General features: G+C 63.1%; 13 protein-coding genes and 1 pseudogene. 10 read left to right on the top strand and 4 right to left on the bottom strand.

Translation table 11 applies throughout. The features are described 5' to 3' along the window. Window positions 1-13 precede the first annotated feature (13 nt). Window positions 14-1,933 carry an alpha-amylase family glycosyl hydrolase gene (locus XaFJ1_RS03350; protein ID WP_012915258.1) on the top strand — a complete coding sequence of 640 codons (1,920 nt, stop codon included), beginning with the start codon at window positions 14-16 and terminating at the stop codon, window positions 1,931-1,933. A gap of 222 nt (window positions 1,934-2,155) precedes the next feature. On the opposite strand, the pseudogene XaFJ1_RS03345 reads toward XaFJ1_RS03350, so the two are convergent. Then, window positions 2,156-2,858: pseudogene (locus XaFJ1_RS03345) on the bottom strand (DDE-type integrase/transposase/recombinase). A 374-nt stretch (window positions 2,859-3,232) separates the two neighbouring features. Between XaFJ1_RS03345 and XaFJ1_RS03340 the strand changes: the two are divergent. Further along, entirely contained in the window at window positions 3,233-3,667 is a 435-nt protein-coding gene (locus XaFJ1_RS03340) for a hypothetical protein (protein ID WP_012915255.1), read from the top strand. Here the strand turns inward: XaFJ1_RS03340 and XaFJ1_RS03335 are convergent, their stop codons facing one another. Next, entirely contained in the window at window positions 3,668-5,179 is a 1,512-nt protein-coding gene (locus XaFJ1_RS03335; RefSeq protein WP_012915254.1) for an MASE1 domain-containing protein, read from the bottom strand. A gap of 441 nt (window positions 5,180-5,620) precedes the next feature. Here XaFJ1_RS03335 and ybaL point away from each other — a divergent pair, with 441 nt between their 5' ends. The 8 genes from ybaL to XaFJ1_RS03295 all read left to right on the top strand — a co-directional run bounded on the left by ybaL (window position 5,621) and on the right by XaFJ1_RS03295 (window position 17,806). Further along, on the top strand, window positions 5,621-7,300 hold the full coding sequence (gene ybaL, locus XaFJ1_RS03330) for a YbaL family putative K(+) efflux transporter (RefSeq protein ID WP_012915253.1): 1,680 nt from the start codon (window positions 5,621-5,623) through the stop codon (window positions 7,298-7,300). Between the two features lie 256 nt (window positions 7,301-7,556). Further along, window positions 7,557-8,288, top strand: a complete 732-nt coding sequence (locus XaFJ1_RS03325) for an HpcH/HpaI aldolase family protein (RefSeq protein WP_045756728.1) — start codon at window positions 7,557-7,559, stop codon at window positions 8,286-8,288. Between the two features lie 121 nt (window positions 8,289-8,409). Next, window positions 8,410-10,440, top strand: coding sequence for a TonB-dependent receptor family protein (locus XaFJ1_RS03320; protein WP_230598107.1), 2,031 nt, complete (start codon window positions 8,410-8,412; stop codon window positions 10,438-10,440). A 246-nt stretch (window positions 10,441-10,686) separates the two neighbouring features. After that, entirely contained in the window at window positions 10,687-11,913 is a 1,227-nt protein-coding gene (locus XaFJ1_RS03315; RefSeq protein WP_012915250.1) for an ATP-grasp domain-containing protein, read from the top strand. Next, window positions 11,910-13,703 (top strand): IucA/IucC family protein, encoded by a 1,794-nt coding sequence (locus XaFJ1_RS03310; protein ID WP_012915249.1) that lies wholly within the window; start codon window positions 11,910-11,912, stop codon window positions 13,701-13,703. Before XaFJ1_RS03315 ends, XaFJ1_RS03310 begins: the two co-directional genes overlap by 4 nt. Continuing rightward, a complete protein-coding gene (locus tag XaFJ1_RS03305) occupies window positions 13,700-14,866 on the top strand; it encodes an MFS transporter (RefSeq protein WP_012915248.1) in 1,167 nt (388 codons plus the stop codon). The genes XaFJ1_RS03310 and XaFJ1_RS03305 overlap by 4 nt, the downstream gene beginning before the upstream one ends. After that, window positions 14,844-16,598 (top strand): IucA/IucC family protein, encoded by a 1,755-nt coding sequence (locus XaFJ1_RS03300; protein ID WP_012915247.1) that lies wholly within the window; start codon window positions 14,844-14,846, stop codon window positions 16,596-16,598. The genes XaFJ1_RS03305 and XaFJ1_RS03300 overlap by 23 nt, the downstream gene beginning before the upstream one ends. Next, complete coding sequence (locus XaFJ1_RS03295; RefSeq protein WP_012915246.1) at window positions 16,595-17,806, top strand: type III PLP-dependent enzyme; 1,212 nt, start codon at window positions 16,595-16,597, stop codon at window positions 17,804-17,806. Before XaFJ1_RS03300 ends, XaFJ1_RS03295 begins: the two co-directional genes overlap by 4 nt. A gap of 149 nt (window positions 17,807-17,955) precedes the next feature. On the opposite strand, the gene XaFJ1_RS03290 is transcribed toward XaFJ1_RS03295, so the two are convergent. Both XaFJ1_RS03290 and XaFJ1_RS03285 read right to left on the bottom strand, forming a co-directional pair. After that, window positions 17,956-19,047, bottom strand: a complete 1,092-nt coding sequence (locus tag XaFJ1_RS03290) for a sterol desaturase family protein (RefSeq protein WP_012915245.1) — start codon at window positions 19,045-19,047, stop codon at window positions 17,956-17,958. A 271-nt stretch (window positions 19,048-19,318) separates the two neighbouring features. Next, window positions 19,319-19,678: a hypothetical protein gene (locus XaFJ1_RS03285; protein ID WP_155393634.1), complete on the bottom strand. Its 360-nt coding sequence runs from the start codon at window positions 19,676-19,678 to the stop codon at window positions 19,319-19,321. Window positions 19,679-20,025: the final 347 nt, after the last annotated feature.

The following is a 20,025-nucleotide window of genomic DNA, read 5'->3' as shown; positions in this document are numbered from 1 at the left end:
CGGCCTCCCCCCCATGACCGTTTCCTCTCCCGACACGCTTCCTCTTCTCGCCCGCAGCCTGTGGCAGCAACGCCTCGACGCGGATATCGCCGCGACAGTACTACCGCGCCTGCAACTGCACGGCGAGCGCCTGCTGGCGCCATTACAGGCGCTATACGGCACGCACCCAGCGTTCGCGCAATGGTTGCCACAGTGGCTCGAACAACTCGCCAACGCCGCCAATGCACGTCCACTGGACCTGCGCCGGCTGGATGTCGAGCGCGCACCCAATTGGTTCGGCACGCCGGCCATGCTCGGCTATAGCGCCTATGTGGATCGCTTCGCCGGCACCTTGGCCGGAGTCGGCGAACGCGTGCCGTATCTGCAGGAACTAGGCGTGCGCTACCTGCATTTGTTGCCGTTCCTGCGCGCGCGCGCCGGCGACAACGATGGCGGCTTCGCGGTCAGCGACTATGGCCAGGTCGAGCCGCGACTCGGCGACAACATCGACCTGATCGCACTCACCACGCGCCTGCGCCTGGCCGGCATCAGTCTGTGCGCCGACTTCGTCCTCAACCACACCGCCGACGACCATCCCTGGGCACTGGCGGCCAAGCGCGGCGACACTCGCTACCTGGACTACTACCACCACTTCCCCGACCGCAGCACGCCCGACCGCTACGAGCGCACCCTGGCCCAGGTATTCCCGCATACCGCGCCAGGCAACTTCACCTGGGTGGAAGAAGCCAATGCTTGGCTGTGGACCACGTTCTATCCTTACCAGTGGGATCTGGACTGGAGCAACCCGGCAGTCTTCGGCGAAATGGCATTGGCGCTGCTGCACCTGGCCAACCTGGGCGTGGAAGTGTTCCGCCTGGATTCCACCGCCTACCTGTGGAAGCGCCCGGAAACCGACTGCATGAACCAACCGGAAGCGCACACGATTCTGCAAACGTTGCGCGCGCTCACCGACATTCTCGCTCCGGCCGTTCTGCTGAAGGCCGAAGCCATCGTGCCGATGGCGCAACTCCCGCCCTACTTCGGCACCGCCGCGGCAGGCGGCCATGAGTGCCATCTGGCCTACCACAGCACGCTGATGGCCGCTGGCTGGGTGGCGCTAGCCGAGCAACGCGGCGACATCGTACACAACGCGATCGCGCATACGCCCGCACTACCGTCAGCCTGCGGCTGGCTGAGCTACGTGCGTTGCCACGACGACATCGGCTGGAATGTGCTGCAGAACGAAGCCGCTGGCGACGATGGCGTGGCACCGTTCGCCTTGGCGCGCGTGGCGCAGTTCTACGCAGGCAAACTCCCCGGCAGCTATGCGCGCGGCGAAGCGTTCCAGAGCAGCGGCGAAGGCGTGCACGGCAGCAACGGCATGAGTGCGGCGTTGGTCGGCATCGAAGCCGCCCTGGCCGCCAACGATATCGCTGCACTGGAACTGGCCGTGCGCCGCCTGCTGCTGCTCTATGCAGTCGCGCTGGCGATGCCTGGCATTCCACTGCTTTACATGGGCGATGAACTGGCGTTGGGTAACGACACGGCTTACCGCGACGATCCGCTGCGCCACCACGAAGGCCGCTGGTTGCATCGTCCGATGATGGACTGGGCGCGCGCCGCGCAACGCCACGACAGCAATCAACTTGCTGGGCAGGTTTATTCCCGGCTGCGCCGCCTGATCGATGCGCGTGCAGGCACTGCAGCGCTGGCCGCCGACCAGCCGCTACGCGCTGTGCCGCTGCACAATCCGGCCTTGCTCGGCCTCGCCCGCGGCGAGGATTTTTTCGCCATCTACAACTTCAGCGCACAACCTGTGACTGTGGAACTGACGGCGATCACCGGCGAGGGAATATGGCAGGCTATCGCCGATGGCAGCGGCGATCCCGCGACGCTGGCGGACTGGGATGGCACCCTGCCCGCATACGGCCTGCGCTGGTGGCGGCGCGGTTGAGCGCAATCACCGTCTCCTCCAGCAATGTGCACAAGCAATGTACCCAAAGCTTTGCTCTCACCATTGGCAACCAAGCACTCCCTGCAAGAAAATATCGACTCAACTGGATTAGTGCCCAAAGTAATTCGTCAATCTTAAATAACACCACATCCCCTGCTATACCATGCATTTTGCAACCCAGAAAGCATTCCTGGATTGAATCGCCCAGGGTTCCGCAAACACTCAGAACCCTCGTTGCGCGTAGCGCCGCTCGAACTGTACAAGCGACAGATCGCCATTGGAACCATGGCGGCGTTTGGGGTTGTAGAACATCTCGATATAGTCGAACACCTCGGTGCGTGCGGCGTCTTTTTTGTTGGGATAGATCCGCTGCCTGATCCGCTCGCGTTTAAGCAGGCCGAAGAAGCTCTCCAAGGGGGCATTGCGCCCCAAGGGCAGGCTTCGCGCTCGTGGCAGTTACCGCGCCAATTCATGCTGCACACCAAGCCATGGGATGCCAGGAAACTCTGCCCGTCATCGCTGGTGTAGACCGAGCCTTGGTCCGAGTGAAACAGGCAACCCGATCTGGGCTTGCGCCGACAGCAAAGCCTGCACGACCAACTTGGTATCGACCCGATCACGCATCGCCCAGCCGATGACTTGCCTGGAAAACAGGTCGAGCACAACGGCCACGCACATCCTTTTTTAGAATGTCGCACTCCTCGGTCACACGGCGCAACTCGGCCTTCAGGCGCCGAACCTCGACGCTCTGTTCCAACTCGACACGCTGCACGACGCCAGGCTTGCCAAATTTGCGCAGCCAGGCATACAGGCTGTGCGTGGCGACACCCAGCCGCTCGGCGACTTCCGCCACCTTGAACCCTCGATCGATTACTTGCCGGACCGCTTCGACTTTGAACGCATCCGCATACCGCATGCTGCTCATGGACACCTCCGAATCAGCCATTTTCCATGGGCATCAGATGTCCAGGAAACCCTGGACGTATCACCGCACGATTCAATCGTTAATTCTCGATATTTTTTCAGAGGCCCCATGAATTCCTCCTACGGCAAACACCAGCTGTCTCTCACCTTGCCGCAAGCCAGCACCGATATTTTCAGAACTGATACGCCCGACGATTTTTATGCAATATCCCGCAATACATGAGGCATGAATAGATGCACATCATCAATAAATGATGACTCATATCACAAGTATCACGCCATAAATTAATTGTCGACGGCCTTTTGTTGCGATTCGCGTAATGTGCAACCGCCTGAAAGGCAGGCAAAAACTCCCCAATGGGATAAGGAATGGCTATGTTGAAAATTTCGAAAACCGCCCTCGTGGCCTCGAGCATCGTCCTGTGCTCGGCGTTGATCGCCGCCGCCGATGCGCAAAGTTGCTGCCCTGGAGGCGGAAATGGTTCTCCGATCTCCACCAATAGTTTGGGCGAAAGCATATCGCCGATGCGCAACCTCTCGACGAACCCATACGTGGGCGTCTATCAGTCCAAGATTAATGGCGCGACCTATCTGCAGATCAGAGACATCACAGGTCAGGTGCGCGGCACGATCAGGCGTGTCGGCGACACCGCGAAGGTCATGCCGATAGGTAAGGACATGTATCGGGTGAAAACCGTCGATAACTTCGACAGCCGAAATGGCACGGTGGTCAGCAATACCGCTTACTTCACCGTCCAGCTCGCCAAAGGCGTCAACGGCGATGCCTGGACCATCACTCTCAATAAGTAATCAATCAAGAAGCGTCAGCCTCTCCAGAGGCTCGGACACCAGAAAACTGAGTTTCCGCTCATGACGGCGCCGGCAGGCGCCGTCATGAGCCTTCAGCCGACTAGCCAGTTCATCATCGACATCGCCATCATCTCGGCCTGTTTTGCCACCCGGCATGCGTGGGTCGGCCTCGATGCTCAGCAGCACCCCACGCCGGCCATTGGCAGTCCACACACGGGCGGCGATCCGATGACGCCCGGCGCTAGGCAGAATATCCAGTGCGTTGAACACGCAACGGTAGGCGGCCAGTTGCAGGCCGATCGACAGCCTACGCGAGTCGCCACGCAAGTATGTCTCCACTTCGGTATCGCACGAATTGGCGAACGCGATAGAACCCAGCGCACCGTAAAGGCCATGCGTTTCAATTTCCAGCGGATATAGAGCGGCAACATAGTCGTCCAGCAACTGCGCCTGGATGACACCGGTGCGGTTCATTTCCATTGCCGCGGCATAGTGGCCGTGCTGTTTCAGCGATGTCGCGATGTCGCGGCGCAGCTTGTTGATATGGACGTGGATGTCGGTGTATTCGATCACCCGATTACGCAGAGTCCGTTCGGCCGACATGTAACTGGCCTGGGCGACCTGCAGCGCCTGCTGCTCTGCGAACCCGAGACGCCGGGCCTGATCCAGCACGCCGGAGATCCTGGTCCCGAGAATGAACAGCGTGGTGCTGCCGAATGCGACCAGCATCTGGACGTAGAACGTATCCAAATCGAAGGCGCCAAGACGATGCACCTTGGGCAAAGACATGGCGACCGCGATGTCGGCCAGAACGATACCGATCGCGGCGCCGCGCCAATGATGCGAAAGCGTCAGCCAGAAGCCGGGAACGATCATCAGCACCAGCAAGAATTGCCTTACAACGCCGGCCGTCGTATTCATCGCAAGGCCATACAGAGCGGCGATCAGGGCCGCCGCGATCAATCCATCGTGGACGAGACGGCGCGGCACCAGCATGGGGCCTTCGCGTCGCACCCACAGCAGCGCTGGCAGCACGAACACCAGAATGCCCAGATAGTTACCTATCCAGAATTTGAGGGCATTCTCCAGATTGATGTAGTTAGCAGGCCCATCGAAGAACCAGTTCAAGGCCTTGTTGACCAACACGCCCCACAGCGACATGGCCAGGACGACCAACAGCAGACGTTCCTGCCATACCAACATATCGGGGACGCGCCGACGAAACCACAGCGGCAGTAGCGCCGACATCGGCATCAGCAGGAATGGGCTGAGAAAGACCCATGTCGCGCTCTCGCCCTGATCGATCATTGGCGCACGCAAGACCAGCAACGCCGCCGCATCGCCGAGCAGCAGATAGGGCCACAGTCGCAGCGGGGCGAACAGCAGCGTAGCCGCGCGCAAGCCGGCCGGTAGAAACCACTGGTCCAACGACAGATTCCACACCCCCAAATAGACGGCGCAGTAAATGACGCTCAGTAAGATTCCATTCGCGAAAGTCTTCAATCTAGCCATGCCACCTTGGTCCTGGCGGTCCCCCGAATTGGCGCAAACATACACGACAGCATGGCGCAAAACAGTAGACATTTCACCCCTTGCAAAACCCTGTAATGTCTTTCCTGACAGGGAGTTGCAGAAGGCCGGCAGGTGCATGCGATGAGGTTCTCAGCCTTAACGCCGCGGCCATCCCAGTGGAGCCACGATCGCCGTAGGTGGCGCCAGCACACCACACACTGCCGCACCAACCACTGCCAGCAACGCACACGGCACTCATGCGTCAAGCCGCACCTCCAGCGCTACCGCCCAAAGTCGGGCCATGAATACCCGAAAAGATCCGCCATTCAACACGCCACGCGGTGCGACGCGACGCGTGCGGCAGCGCCCCGCTACCTGCCAATTTGCCGACAACAGCCGTATCAGCGACACTCGATGGCACTCTCTGTTGCAAAAATATGAATGAACCACGACACCAGCCTCATCGACATCATCGCGGTCGGGCTCGGCTTGGCCTTCCTGCTAGGCACGCTCGCCCACCGCCTCAGACTCTCGCCGCTGGTCGGCTATTTGCTGGCCGGCATCTGTGTGGGGCCATTCACTCCCGGCTTCGTCGCCAACCAGGAGCTGGCGCATCAGTTGTCGGAACTGGGAGTGATCTTACTGATGTTCGGGGTTGGCCTGCACTTCTCGCTGGAAGACCTTCTGGAAGTGAAGTGGATCGCGATCCCCGGCGCGCTAGCGCAGATCGCGGTCGCGACCCTGCTCGGCTGGGGCATGGCCTACAGCATGCATTGGCCGACGCTGCACGGCCTGGTGTTTGGCCTGGCGCTGTCGGTGGCAAGTACGGTGGTGCTGTTGCGAGCGATGGAGGAACGGCGCCTGCTGGAGACGCAGCGCGGGCGTATCGCGGTCGGCTGGCTGATCGTGGAGGATGTGGTGATGGTGCTGGCACTGGTGCTGTTGCCTGCACTGGCCGATGCACTGGGCGACAAAGGCGCCGACATCGGTTCGATCCTCGGCACACTGGGCGTGACACTGCTGAAGATGGCCGCGTTCGTGGCGGTGATGCTGCTGGTGGGCCGCCGCGCCATTCCATGGGCATTGGAAAAAGTAGCCGCGACCGGCTCGCGCGAACTGTTCACGCTGTCGGTGCTTGCAATCGCCTTGGGCGTGGCATTCGGTTCGGCCACTCTATTCGGGGTCTCGTTCGCGCTGGGGGCCTTCTTCGCCGGCATGCTGCTGAAGGAGTCCGAACTCAGCCACAAGGCCGCCAACGATTCGCTGCCGCTGCGCGACGCGTTCGCAGTGCTGTTCTTCGTCTCGGTCGGCATGCTGTTCAATCCGCACATCCTGCTCGACCACCCATGGCAGGTGCTGGTGACATTCTTGATCATCACCGTGGGAAAGTCGCTGGCCGCCTTCCTAATCGTGCGCGCATTCGGCCATCCCATCCGGACTGCCCTGACCATCTCCACTAGCCTGGCGCAGATCGGCGAATTCTCTTTCATCCTCACCGGCCTGGGGATGAGCCTGGCAATCCTGCCGGAAACCGGACGCGACCTGATTTTGGCCGGGGCACTGTTATCGATCATCGCCAATCCGCTGCTGTTCACCTGGCTGGACCGCTGGCAGGCACGACAGGCGGCGGAGGCACAGGTAACGCTGGAACCGGAGTTACCCCCAGGCCCATCTCTGGACGTGGCAGGGCATGCCATCGTCATCGGCTACGGCCGGGTCGGCAGCACGCTGGCCGCAGTACTGCGCACATATGGCGTACCGGTACTGGTGATCGACGACAACCGCGAACATGTGGAGCGCGCCCATGCCGACGGCCTCCCTGGCATCCGCGGTAGCGCCACCGCCGACCGTGTTCTGGCCGAGGCACACCCGGAAAAGGCCACGATCGCGATCCTGGCGATTCCACAGCCGTTAGAAGCCGGCGAAGCACTGGTCAAGCTGCGCGCATTGAACCCGGAGCTGACACTACTGGCGCGCGCCCACAGCGATGCCGAGGTCAAACACCTGCTCGACCATGGCGCCGACGGCACCGTGATGGCAGAACGCGAGCTGGCCCACTCGCTAGCGGAAATGGTGATGGCGACACCGCCATATCGGGCATTGCGCAAGGCGGCGCACTGAAGCCTTGGGCAGAGACCGCCTGGACGAGCAGGACCGGCGTTCGGAGACGCCTGCGCCGGAACCTTCAAAGCGTCGCACCATCGCACACGAATGCACTGCGGCGCGCTCAATCTGCCACAACGCGGATGTCCGCCTGCGGAGACAGACGGCCGTGGCGCGCAGAAATCGCCGACGGGACTTATAAAAAGCGAATCGTATTGATAAGCGTTATCATTTATGAGAGGATGAGGTTCCTGTCTCAATGCGGCTCGCCCCCATGGCCTGCAAGATCGGTTTGCTCAATTCCGTCCCCAGCCCCCTGCTTTGCGAGATGTTCGGCCATATCGGCTACGACTTCGCCGTGCTCGACCTGGAGCACGTCCTGCGCTCGCCGACGGAACTGGAACACGCGATCCGCGCCTGCGAATTGGGCGGCTGCGAAGCGTGGGTACGGGTACCGGAGGTCGATGCCAAGCTGATCGGCCGGGTGCTCGATGCCGGCGCCCGAGGCGTGGTGTTGGCCGGCCTGGAGAACGCCGAACAGGCCGAGCGCGCCGTCGCCGCTGCGCACTTTCCGCCGCATGGCCGACGCGGCATCAGCGGCGGGCGCGTCACCGGCTTCGGCAGCGTCTCCTTGACCGACTATCTCCAACGTACCCACAGCAGCGTGCGTGTGGTGCCGATGATCGAAAGCGCGGCGGGCGTGCATGCACTACCGCAGATCTTGCAAGTACCTGGCGTGTCGCTGGTGATGGAAGGCGCGCTGGACCTGGCGCTGGATTTGGGGCTTGGTCCGCAGCCAACCCATCCGCAGGTCTGGGCGCAGCTGCTGGCGATTGCCGCCGCCTGCCGCGACGCCAACGTGCCGTTCTGCCCCAATCCGCGCGATGCAACGCAACGCCGACACTGGCTGGCGCAAACGGATCTGCAATGGTTGTTCGCTGGCGAAGATCGCGCGCTGCTGCAAAACGCATTACGGCAGCACGCGACCGATCTACGCAATCACTGAGCGTTTTCCTGGAGTCTTCGTCATGAGCACTGGGTTTCCTCCCACGTTTCTGTCCGCCGCCATCGCCGCCGTGTTCGCCCCATCGAGCGGGTACGCGCAGCAGGCGCAGAACGTCGGCGAGATGCACGATGCCCAGACGCAGATCCATCAGATCGACACAGTACAGGTGCAGGGCAACCTGCTCGGTCGCTCCACCGTCGAGGACGTGCAGCACTATGTCGGCAGCCGTCAGGTGATCGACAACGCGCAACTGCGCGGCGGCGCCAATCGCTCGCTGGACGATGCGCTACAACGGGTTCCGGGCATCAAGATATTCGACGAGACCGGAACCGGCGCGTTGCCGCAGATCATGCTGCGCGGCCTGTACGAAAGCCGCAGCGGTCGGGTGCAGGTGCTGGAGGATGGCATTCCGTTGGCACTGGCGCCCTACGGGCAGACCAGCCTATCGTTGTTCCCGGTCGACCTGAACCAGATCGACCGGATCGATATCGTGCGCGGCGGCGCGGCCGTGCAGTACGGCCCCAACAACGTCGGCGGCGTCATCAATCTGATCAGTCCAGACATCCCCAGCACCTGGACCACCTTGCTGAGACAAAACGTCACTGCTGGCGGTGCTGGACACTTCCTCGGCAACAGTGCGATCAGCACCGGCGGCTACGCCAGCGACCGCTTCGGCCTGCAACTGGACGCAAACTGGACCAAGGGCGATTACTGGCGCGACCACAGCGCCACCAACATCAAGAACCTGCGCCTGCGCACGCAATGGCGGCTGGCGCCGGACAAACTGCTCAAGGCCAGCGTGCAGCGCTACGTCGCCGACATGGATCTCGCCGGCGCGCTGGCACCGGCCGACTACCGCCGCAACCCACGCCAATCCACACGCCCGCTGGATACCTTCAACGGGCGCACCACCCGTATCTCGCTGGTCTATCAACAGGACTTCGGCGACCTGGGACCGTTACAGGATTTGCGTCTGGACTGGAGCAACTTCAGCGCGCGCAGCAGCCGCAACTTCGTGATCGGCCTACGCCAGGACGCCTCCGAGACCTGGCGCGCGGACCTGCCGCCGCAATTGCGGCAGAGCGCACCGCGCGACTTCCGCGTCTACGGGAGCGAGCCGCAACTACGCTGGAGCATGGGCGACGGCGCGCTGCGCCAACACTGGACGCTCGGTGCGCGAGCGATCAACGAAGACATCGACTTCCTGGTCGGCGCTACCCGTCTGCGCGATGGCGTCTATCGCGTGATGCGCGACTGGCGTTTCAAGGACCGTGGTGTTGCCGCCTACGTCAGCGATGCCATCGCGCTGGCCGATGAGCGCATCACCCTCACGCCAGGACTGCGCTACGAGCAGGTGGATGCACGTTACGACAACCTCGCCAGCGGCGCACGCACACGCAACAAGACCGGCGACACCCTCCCCGGCCTGACCCTCGGAGTGCAGGCCAGCCCGCAGTGGTATGTGTACGCCGACGCACAACGCTCGCTGCGCGCTCCGCAAGTCACTCAGATCATCTTCGGCGACAACCTCGACGCCGAACTGGCCTGGAACTACGAAACAGGCGCACGCTACCAACCCAACGCGCATACCTACGTGCAGTTTGGCGGCTACCTGATCGACTTCGACCAACAGATCCAGCTCGACAACACCAGCCGCAGCTACCGCAACCTCGGCAAGACCCGCCACCAGGGCGGTGAAGTGGAGCTGCACTGGAGTCCGACACGCTTGCCCGCACTGACCTTCAACGCCGGCTACGCGTATCTGGACGCACGCCAGGAAACGGGCCTCTACGACGGCAAGCGCGTGCCTTACACCTCGCGCAACCAATTGACGCTCGGCGCCGCTTACCAATCCGGTCGCACCACGGTCGCGATGTCCAGCGACTACTTCAGCCGCGCCTTCAGCGATGCCGCCAACAGCGTGCAGGAAAACGCGATTGCCTCGGTCGGCGAACTGCCCGCGTATTGGGTGTGGAATGCACAAGTGAGCCAGGTGCTCATCGAAGGCGATGGCGGCGAGCTCAGCGCTTCGCTCGCGGTGAACAACCTCTTCGATTGCAATTACTGGTATCGCGGCATCGATACCAGTCCGTGGGGACGCCAGCCTGCGCCGGGCCGCAGCATCACCCTCGGTCTGGAATACCGCTTCTGAGCGCCGCCGGCGGGACACCACGACACCAGCAACGGCAACACCGCGCGCCGTAACGGCGCGGTGCCGCCCGCTAAAGACGCGGGTGGATGTAACGGACGCCACCGCGTCCTCTCCCGACCCAGCACACGCCCGATGCGTGCGCCAGGCAACCTCGCAACCCGCCGCAGCCGCGGCGCGCCTGCCGTGTCCGCCCGCTCGCGGCCACGCCAATGGCGTGCGCACGCCTGCGTTCGACGAGCAACCCGCATGACTTCACACGCCTCTCCCTTGCTGATCCTCAGCCACATCTGCCATCCCGCGGTGACCGATGGCTTCCTCCCCGCCGCACAACGCCTGGGCGTGCCGGTCTTGCTGCTGACCGACCACCGCCGCGCTCACCTGGAGCACTTCCGCCATCACCCACCGGCCACGCCAGTGCAAGTGCTGGAATGCGACGTGTTCAATCCGCTCAGCGTGCTCGACCTGCTCGATACCATGCCGTTGCAACCACGCGCGGTATTCAGCAACAGCGATCACCTGCAAACCAGCACCGCGCTGGTCGCCACCGCACTTGGCGTCCCCGGCAAGGACTGGCGGATCTGCTACGCGGCCAAGAACAAGGCCGCGATGCGACAGCGCCTGCGCGCGCAAGGATTACCGACACCTTGGTTCTTCTGTCTGCCACCGGGCGCGGCGCCACCCACACAAGCACCATGGCCACTGATCGCCAAACCGCGCGAAGGCGTGGCCAGCCAGGACGTGCGTCACTGCGCCGATGCCGCTGCGCTGCAAGCGTATCTGGACGATCTCTGGCAGCGCCACCCACACCGCAGCGTCTTGCTGGAAAGCGTGCTGGACGGCCCGTTATTCACCCTGGAAACGCTCGGTGACGGACAGCAATTGCAAGCGCTCGGCGGCTTCGATGTGCGCCTGTCGTCACCGCCGTACTTCGTCGAATGCGAGGCGCACTGGCGCGGCGCGGTCGATAGCCCGGTCGTGCAGCAAGCGTTGGTGCAATTGCAGACCTTCGGCGTCGGCTTCGGCGCCTGCCACAGCGAATTCATCCTCACCGCCGACGGCCCGATCCTGGTGGAGATCAACTATCGCAGTATCGGCGACGGGCGCGAGTTCCTGCTCGAACGCATGTTCGGCGGACGCTGGTTCGATAGCGTGCTCGGCCTGCACCTGGGACAACCGCTGCCGACGCTGCGCGCGCACCGCGAACATGCGCTGGTGCGCTACTACGTCGCACAACGCGAGGGCATTCTGACCCTGGCTAGTGCCGACCAATCCTGCAGCGACACGCGATGGGAAGCGCACTATCGCTGTCTGCGACAACCAGGCCAGGACATCCGCCTGAGTCATTCCAACAAGGACTATCTGGGCGCGCTACACGTGCTCGCCGATGCCGCGACCGACCTGCAGCATGCACTCGCCAGCGCCGAGGCGCCGCTGCAATGGCACATCGATGCCACCGCTGGAGCGCGGCAATGAATCACGACGCAGACCGTTACTACATCGCCGTGCGGGTCATCGACGCCTGCCTGCGCGAGGATCTGCACGGCATCACCAGCCACGGCCGCAGTGCATCGCCTCCACCCGCGGTCCTAGCCGCATGGCCGCAGCCGATCGCCGACGCCATCTGGTGGCGCATCGCGCACCTACCCGACGGCGAGCTATGGCTCCCGCTGCTGCGCCTGGGCTATCTGCAGGAACTCAGCGCGTGCAGCGACGGCTGGATCCTGCACACGGCGCAACGCAGCGTGTTCGAATCTGGCACGACCCAATGGCTGGCGCGGATGAGCGCTGGATGCGACGCGCAAACGCAGACGCTGCATCGTGCCTATGCCGAGGAGGCGGATTGCGCGGTACGTCAGCGTCGCCTGGCGCGACAAGCCTATCTGCAACAGCAGCCGCTGCTGGCCGCCGCGCTGGATGCCAGCGACGCGCACGAACGCGCCTACCGCTGCGAACAACTGGCCAGCCACCGCGACCATCCCTTCTATCCGACCGCGCGTGCCAAAGTCGGCCTGGACGATGCCGATCTGCCACGTTACGCGCCGGAGTTCGGTCCCAGTTTCATGCTGCGCTGGCTGGTGCTGCCGTCCGCGCAGGTGGTGCAGACCACGCCGCCGCCGGCGTTCTGGCCACAGCCGAGCCTGCTCGGGTTGGATACAGCACTGGACGCCAGTCATGTCGCCTGGCCACTGCATCCACTGCTCTATGCACGCCTGGGCGAAACGGATTTCACCTTGCCTGCAAGCGCAATCGTCGCGCCACACCCCTGGCTGCAGGTGCGTCCATCGCTATCGCTGCGCACGGTGATCCCACTGGAGTTTCCGGACCACCATCTGAAGCTGCCGGTGCCGATGCGCACCCTCGGCGCACTCAACCTGCGGCTGATCAAACCATCCACGCTATACGACGGACACTGGTTCGAATGCGTGCTGCGCGACATCGCCGCGCACGATGCGGCGCTAGCTCCACGCTACCTGCACGTGGACGAAGCGCACGCCGGGCATGTCGGCGATGCGCGCCATCTTGCCTATCTGCTGCGCCGCTATCCAACACTGCCCGAGGCGACACTGGCTCCAGTGGCTGCACTGTGCGCGCCGATGCCGGATGGGCGCCCGCTGGCGATGCACCTGGCCGAACGCTTCCATGGCGGCGACCTGACAGCGTGGTGGGACAGTTATACGGCGCTGATGTGTCAGGTCCATCTGCGGCTGTGGCTGCGTTACGGCATCGCGCTGGAAGCCAATCAACAGAACAGCGTGCTGATCTACGCCCCCGGGCATTCGCCGCGCTTGCTGTTCAAGGACAACGACGCGGCGCGGGTGATGCTATCGCGGCTGCATGCGCAACGACCAACGTTGGCCGCACTGGGAGCACCACGCGATGCGCGGATCGCGGTGGAAGACGACAACGCGCTGGCACGGATGTTCTGCACCATCATCCTGCAACTGAACCTGCAAGCCGTACTGGAAGGATTAGCCGAGTGGCGGTCGGCGCTGCGTGCGCCACTGTACACCCGCTTGCGCGCATGCATGTACGACACCCTGCGTGCGTTACGCGCCGACGGCATCGACACCGCGCCGGCACAAGCGCTGCTGGCAGCGCCGCGACTGCCGGTCAAGTATCTGCTCAGCGCCGGCAGCCTGCTCGGCAAGCAGCTCACAGGCGCCACCGATATCAACAAGTTCTACGGCGATAGCGCACCCAATCTGCTATGCGACGCGCTGGATGTACCCGCGCCGACGACAGCGACGGAGACCACACCGTGAAACGCATCCTCGGTCCCGTGCTGGCCGCACACTATCTGGCCGCTTTCACAGCGCTGGGCATGCCGCTGTTCCTGCCGCAAGTGCTACAGCAACTGGCACCCGGCGCGGCGATCGGTTGGAGCGGCGTGCTGTATGTGCTGCCTACCCTGTGTACCGCACTCACCGCCAGCACCTGGGGTTGGCTGGCCGATCGCTACGGACGCAAGCGCTCGCTGCTGCGCGCGCAACTGGGGCTGGCGCTGGGCTTCGCCATGGCGGGCTTTGCCCCGAACCTGGGCTGGCTGATCGCCGGTTTGATCGTACAAGGCACCTGCGGTGGCTCGCTGGCCGCGACCAATGCCTATCTGACGACCCAAGCCCAGCACGGACCGCTGACGCGCGCGCTGGACTGGACCCAGTTCTCCGCGCGTCTGGCGATGGTCACCGCGCCCGGCCTGCTCGGTCTGGCAACCTCACTGGGACCGGCACAATCGCTGTACCGCGGTCTGGCATTGCTGCCGTTGCTGGCGTTCGCGCTGAGTTGGCGTCTGCCAGCCGATCCTGCGCGACCACGCGACAGGCCCGTCACTGTCGCGCACGCAACGCACGCAGACACGCCACACCAGCACTGGACGCTGTGGACCACGCAATGCCTGTTCTGTTTCGCGATGGTGGTGACGTTTCCGTACTTCCTGCCGTATGCGCAGACGCACGGCATCGGCAACAGCGCCGTCGCCGGCCTGCTGTACAGCCTGCCGCACCTGGTCTATCTGGTCCTGCTGCCATGCTGGCGTGGACGCGACCGCAATGCCTCGCCGTTGCCGACCGGGTTGGGTTTATTCGCACTGGCCTGCCTGCTGCACACCGCATCACTCACCCGCGGCTGGCTGATCGTGGCGCGGCTGCTGTTCGGCCTGGGCATGTGGATGGCCCTGCGCGGCCTCAATCGCAGCCTCGCGGAGATCGCTGGCGGACACAACGCCGGACGCGTGTTCGGACGCTTCGATGCGGCCGGCAAGTTCGCCGGCGTCGCCGGTGGCGTGCTGGCCAGCGCCCTGGTGCAGGGCCATGGCTTGGCATTGCCATTCCTCGCCGCTGGCATCGCCGCGCTGTTGGCGCTGCTGCCAGCCCTGTTGCTCACGTCCGTTCGGAGAAACCTCGATGTCCCTGTCAACGATACATGACCCGTGGTACGACACCCTGGCGCAAGCGCATGCGATGACCTGCTGGCTCAATTGCTATTTGCGCGAAGTCGCGCTCGGACACGGCATGGCCGATCTGGATTACCGCGGCTTGGACCGCCCTGGCAGCGGTAGCACTGACGAACGCTGGCTGCGCCTGCAACTTCCCTCAGGCGCCGCATTGTGCGTGCGCCTGGCGCATGCAGACGGACTAGGTCGCTGCCGCTTCGCCTCGGCGCCGTATCTGAAGGCCGATGGCCGCCCCTGGCGCTGCCTCGATGCCGCCACGCTGGTGCGTGTGCTGCTGCAAGAACTGAGCGAAGGCCAGGCGCCCAACCTGGCGCTGCTCGCACAGAGCGACAACAGCATCGCCATCACCACGCAATTGCTGCGTAACGCAGAGGTCGCAGCACCCAGTGGCGATGCCCTGATCGATGCCGAGCAATCGATGCTGTGGGGCCATGCGTTTCATCCCACACCAAAGAGCCGCGAAGGTGTGCCGCTCGCGCAAGTGCTGGCCTGTTCGCCGGAAGCGCGCAGCCAGTTTCCTCTGTTCTGGTTCCGCATCGATCCGCGCCTATACCGCGCACAGGGCGTGGACGTGCGCGCCACCCTGGCACAGGCCAGCGGCAGCGTCGATCTGTACCCCTGCCACCCATGGGAGGCCGAGCGCGTGCTGGCGCATCCCCTCCTGCGCCAGGCACAAGCGCGCGGCTGGATCGAGCCGCTTGGCGAACGCGGCCTGGCACTGCGCCCAACATCATCGGTGCGCACGCTCTACCACGCCGAGCTGGACTACTTCCTCAAGCTGTCGGTACATGTGCGCCTGACCAACTGCGTGCGCAAGAACGCGTGGTACGAGTTGGAAAGTGCGGTGGCGCTGACCCACCTGCTGGCGCCGACCTGGCGCGCGCTGGCGCGGCGCGTACCAGGATTCCAAGTACTGCTGGAACCAGCCGCCACCGATCTGGATTTTTCTGCGCTCGATACCGATGCGCAGGCCTGCCGCGAACTCGGCGAAAGTTTCGGCGTGCTCTACCGACAGGCGATTGCCGCCACGCAACGGCAACGCTTGCGTCCGCAAGTGGCAGGCGCGCTGTTCACGTGCGACGCGCGCGGCCAGCCGGCCTGCACTGCACCGCTGCGGGCGCTGGCGCAGCGCCACGGCGATAGCCTTGACGCAGCCACCTCTGCCTGGTTTCACAGCTATGCACGCCTGCTGCTGGACGGTGTATGGAGCGCATGGTTCGCCTACGGCATCGTGCTGGAACCGCATTTGCAGAACACCGTGATCGGCAGCGTCGATGGTCTACCGACACAGCTATGGATACGCGACTTGGAAGGCACCAAACTGCTGCCCTCGCGCTGGCCTGCCACACGCCTGCACAGCCTGTCCGAAGCCGCGCGGCAATCGCTGTACTACAACGCCGAACGCGGCTGGAACCGCATCGCCTACTGCGCGCTGGTCAATAATCTGGCCGAAGCGATCTTCCATCTCGCCGACGGCCACACCCATCGCGAACGCGGACTCTGGCGAATCGTTGGCGACATCGCCCAGCGCTGGCAACAACGCCACGGCACACAGCCTGCGTTGCAAGCCTTGCTGGACGGCGCGCCATTGCCGGCCAAAAACAACCTGCGCACCCGTCTGCTGCAACGCGCCGACCGCCATGCCGACTACAGCGCCTTGCCCAATCCGATCGGTACGCCGACGCGACAGCAGGTGGCCGCATGAGCCTGCACATCGACCCGACACCGCTGCCGGCTGCGCTGAGGCAGCTACGCGCGCAGGCCGATGGCCCTGTATGCGCCTACGTCTACGACCTGGCCGCACTGCATGCGCACGCATCCACGTTACGCACGCAACTGCCGGCAGGTTGCGAACTGTTCTATGCCGCCAAGGCCAATGCCGAACCGCCACTGCTGCGCACCTTGGCCCCCTGGGTAGACGGCTTCGAGGCTGCCTCCGGCGGGGAACTGCAATGGCTGCATCACCACCAACCAGGACGGACGCTGCTGTTCGGCGGCCCCGGCAAGCTCGACGCCGAACTGCAACTGGCCACCATCCTGCCCCACTGCAGCGTGCATGTGGAAAGCCTGAGCGAATTGCAGCGACTGGCGCACATCGCTGCGTCAGCATCACGTCTGGTCTCGGTGTTCCTGCGCCTGAATATTGCGGCACCTGACATGCCGGACACGCGCCTGGTCATGGGCGGACGGCCGTCGCCATTCGGCTTGGACCTGCTCGACCTGGATGCAGCACTGCGCCTGCTGCGCGACAGCCCGGCGTTGCGCCTGGACGGATTCCACTTCCACCTGATGTCGCACCAGCGCGATGCGCAGGTACACCTGCGCCTGATCGCCCACTACTTGCAAACCGTGCAAGGCTGGCGCCAGACCTACGCGCTGGGACCGTTGACAGTGAACGCCGGCGGCGGCTTCGGCGTGGACTATGCCGCGCCAGAAGCCTCGTTCGACTGGGCCGCGTTCTGCGCCGGACTCCCCCCACTACTGCGCGCGCACGGCACCGATCTGCGCCTGCGCCTGGAGCCGGGCCGCTACGTCAGCGCCGCCTGCGGCTGGTACCTGATGGAAGTACTGGACATCAAGCGCAGCCATGGCGCGTATTTCGCCATCGGCCGCGGCGGCACCCATCACTTCCGCACGCCCGCTGCGCAAGGCCACGATCACCCGTTCCGGGTGCTGCGCGGTACGCAGGCGCCGATGCTATGCGATGCCCAGGTGACATTGGTCGGGCAATTGTGCACACCCAAGGACGTACTGGCCCGCGCCCAGCCAGTCGCCGCGCTGGCACCGGGAGACTGCCTGGCGTTTTCGCTGGCCGGCGCCTATGCGTGGAATATCTCCCATCAGCAGTTCCTGATGCACCCACCACCACACATGCTGTTCTTGGACAGCACCGCCCAGACGCCGCCGAACTGAAGGTCAGCGCGATGCACGATCCTCACGTACCGCCGCACGTCCGCCGGCCTGCGGATCGAGCCAGCGCCGATCAAGCAGCAGCGACCGTCATATGAGGATGGCACGCACAGAGGCGCGTGTGCGTTGAAGCCAACTGGCGTGCCGCCGTATTACGCCGCCGTGTCGGTGATCGGCGCCGGATGCGGGTCGGCATGCAACGGCATGCCCGCATGGTCCACCGGGATCGGGACGTAATCCTCACCGAACGCCACCTCGCCGGGCACCCAGCCTACGCGGCGGCGCACAGCGCCCCAGAATCGCTTCAACCCTTCCAGTTGCAGCGCCACCAGTCCCAGGTCGTTGTCGCGATCGACCATCGGGTCACCGACACCGGTAGGCCGCACCGGCTCGCCATACAACGATGTGCCGAACAACACGTCCCAGAACGCGAACACTTGGCCGAAGTTACAGTTATGCAGATTCGGCCGCTGCGGATCCACGCGCATATGGTGCAAACGGTGAAACGGTGGATCGACCAGAATCTTGTTCAGCACCGGGCCGAAGCCGAAGCGCACATTGGCATGCGACAAGTTCTGCACCAATTCACCGAGCAGCATCATCCAGGCGAATTCGTCAGCCTCGATGCCGAACACGATGCCTACTGCGGCCAGCACGAACGACTGCAGCATCCCGTCCAGATAATTGCTGCGATCGTTGCTCCAGCAACTGAGCTGACGTTGGCTGTGGTGCATGCTGTGCATCGCCCACCACCATGGGATCCAGTGTTGAACCCGATGCATCCAGTAATAAGTGAAGTCGTAGGCCAGGTAGTACAGCGCAAACAGGGCCAGCGGATGCCGGTCCAGCCACGGCCAGGCGTAGCGCAGACCCCATTGCGGCGCGGACGCGGCACTCGCATCGGCCCCGCCCAGCGCATTGAACAATGGGGTCAGGATCAGGAACGAGAACAACGGAAACACCCCGACCAACATCACCCAGGTGTAGTGGAAGTCGATGCGCGCCAAGCGCCGGTGTTCCCAACGCTCGGCCGGCCAAAGGCTCTCCAGCGGGCGGAACAACACGCCGATGATGCTCAGTTGCAAGAGAGCAATCAGCAGCGACGCGGCGATGTCGCGCGGATTATCGCTCAGGCCGGTGAGGTGTAGCGCGGCCAGCAACGGCGCTACCCCACGGTCGGCAAACAAATCGACCGATGTGGACCAGACATGCGCAACGGACTCAACGATGGCGAAAGAAAACATTCAGACAACACCATAGCCGGACTGCGGCTTAAACGCCTTCCAGCATGTAGGTGCGATCTTTCGCAAAGCTTTCCGTCTCGAACCGTAGCGCACCGCCCCGCCATCGGCGTGCGGCGGCGCTTTTACACAACGCAACCCCGTGCCGAACGCAACGACGATCAGCGACGGCCGCGACAAAATGGCTGTCTTGTGCATGCGCGGCCATGGCAGGCAGCAAACTCACCAACAGCACGCTGCAACACAGAGCGCGGCAGCGCCCGCATCACCGCGTTTATGATTTGGCTTTTCGAAACTCCACAAAGAGATGAATAATTAAACCTACCAATATAGACAAAGCAGCGAATGCAATTATCAACCCAAGAACAAGATGCACGACACCACCACGATTAATAGTAATTCCAGAAATGATAAAAAACATTGCAGGAATGGCCAACATATAGAAAAATACTCGCAGATCCTTGGGTATATTCACAATATTAACTCGCGATTTATTTAAATAATAAAGCAAAAGCGCAATGATACCCGCCTTTGCTTTAGTTTTACTTATTGATGCATCAACTCGTATAAGCCGCAGCCAATCAATCCAACGCCGGCAACTGCAGCCACTACGCCGCCCCAATAATAATGCCACCAGCGAGACCCGATTCTACAAGCAAACCACCTCCCGCCGTTGCAACACCACCGCCAGCCATGCCAATTCCGCCCAAAATATCCGGGATACCACCCCCCCCAGAGACAGCATTTACTTCTGCCACTGTCAATACTTGCATCTCGATTTCCTTGTCCTTAGATGGTCCATGAGTCATTTTGACCGCACTGGAATCGGCAACTGCTAATTTTCATATCAGCAGCATTTTTTCGGAAAACCCGACCAACTCTTCCCTTCTAACACAGCACAAAAAATATGTAGGCAAATTGATTATATGCGCAAGTGCTGACGTAGCGGGCCGGCGTCGCTCATCACACCCCCAGCATCAC

This window comes from Xanthomonas albilineans (assembly GCF_009931595.1).
Taxonomy (GTDB): Bacteria; Pseudomonadota; Gammaproteobacteria; order Xanthomonadales; family Xanthomonadaceae; genus Xanthomonas_A; species Xanthomonas_A albilineans.
The sequence above is the reverse complement of the archived record's forward strand: the minus strand, read 5'-3'. Positions and strand labels throughout refer to the sequence as shown.

Coding starts and splice junctions, on each gene's coding strand:
- XaFJ1_RS03300 (WP_012915247.1), top strand. CDS start 14,844: ATGTCCCTGTCAACGATACATGACCCGTGGTACGACACCCTGGCGCAA.
- XaFJ1_RS03310 (WP_012915249.1), top strand. CDS start 11,910: ATGAATCACGACGCAGACCGTTACTACATCGCCGTGCGGGTCATCGAC.
- XaFJ1_RS03315 (WP_012915250.1), top strand. CDS start 10,687: ATGACTTCACACGCCTCTCCCTTGCTGATCCTCAGCCACATCTGCCAT.
- XaFJ1_RS03320 (WP_230598107.1), top strand. CDS start 8,410: ATGCACGATGCCCAGACGCAGATCCATCAGATCGACACAGTACAGGTG.
- XaFJ1_RS03325 (WP_045756728.1), top strand. CDS start 7,557: ATGGCCTGCAAGATCGGTTTGCTCAATTCCGTCCCCAGCCCCCTGCTT.
- ybaL (WP_012915253.1), top strand. CDS start 5,621: ATGAACCACGACACCAGCCTCATCGACATCATCGCGGTCGGGCTCGGC.
- XaFJ1_RS03295 (WP_012915246.1), top strand. CDS start 16,595: ATGAGCCTGCACATCGACCCGACACCGCTGCCGGCTGCGCTGAGGCAG.
- XaFJ1_RS03290 (WP_012915245.1), bottom strand. CDS start 19,047: ATGTTTTCTTTCGCCATCGTTGAGTCCGTTGCGCATGTCTGGTCCACA.
- XaFJ1_RS03340 (WP_012915255.1), top strand. CDS start 3,233: ATGTTGAAAATTTCGAAAACCGCCCTCGTGGCCTCGAGCATCGTCCTG.
- XaFJ1_RS03350 (WP_012915258.1), top strand. CDS start 14: ATGACCGTTTCCTCTCCCGACACGCTTCCTCTTCTCGCCCGCAGCCTG.
- XaFJ1_RS03335 (WP_012915254.1), bottom strand. CDS start 5,179: ATGGCTAGATTGAAGACTTTCGCGAATGGAATCTTACTGAGCGTCATT.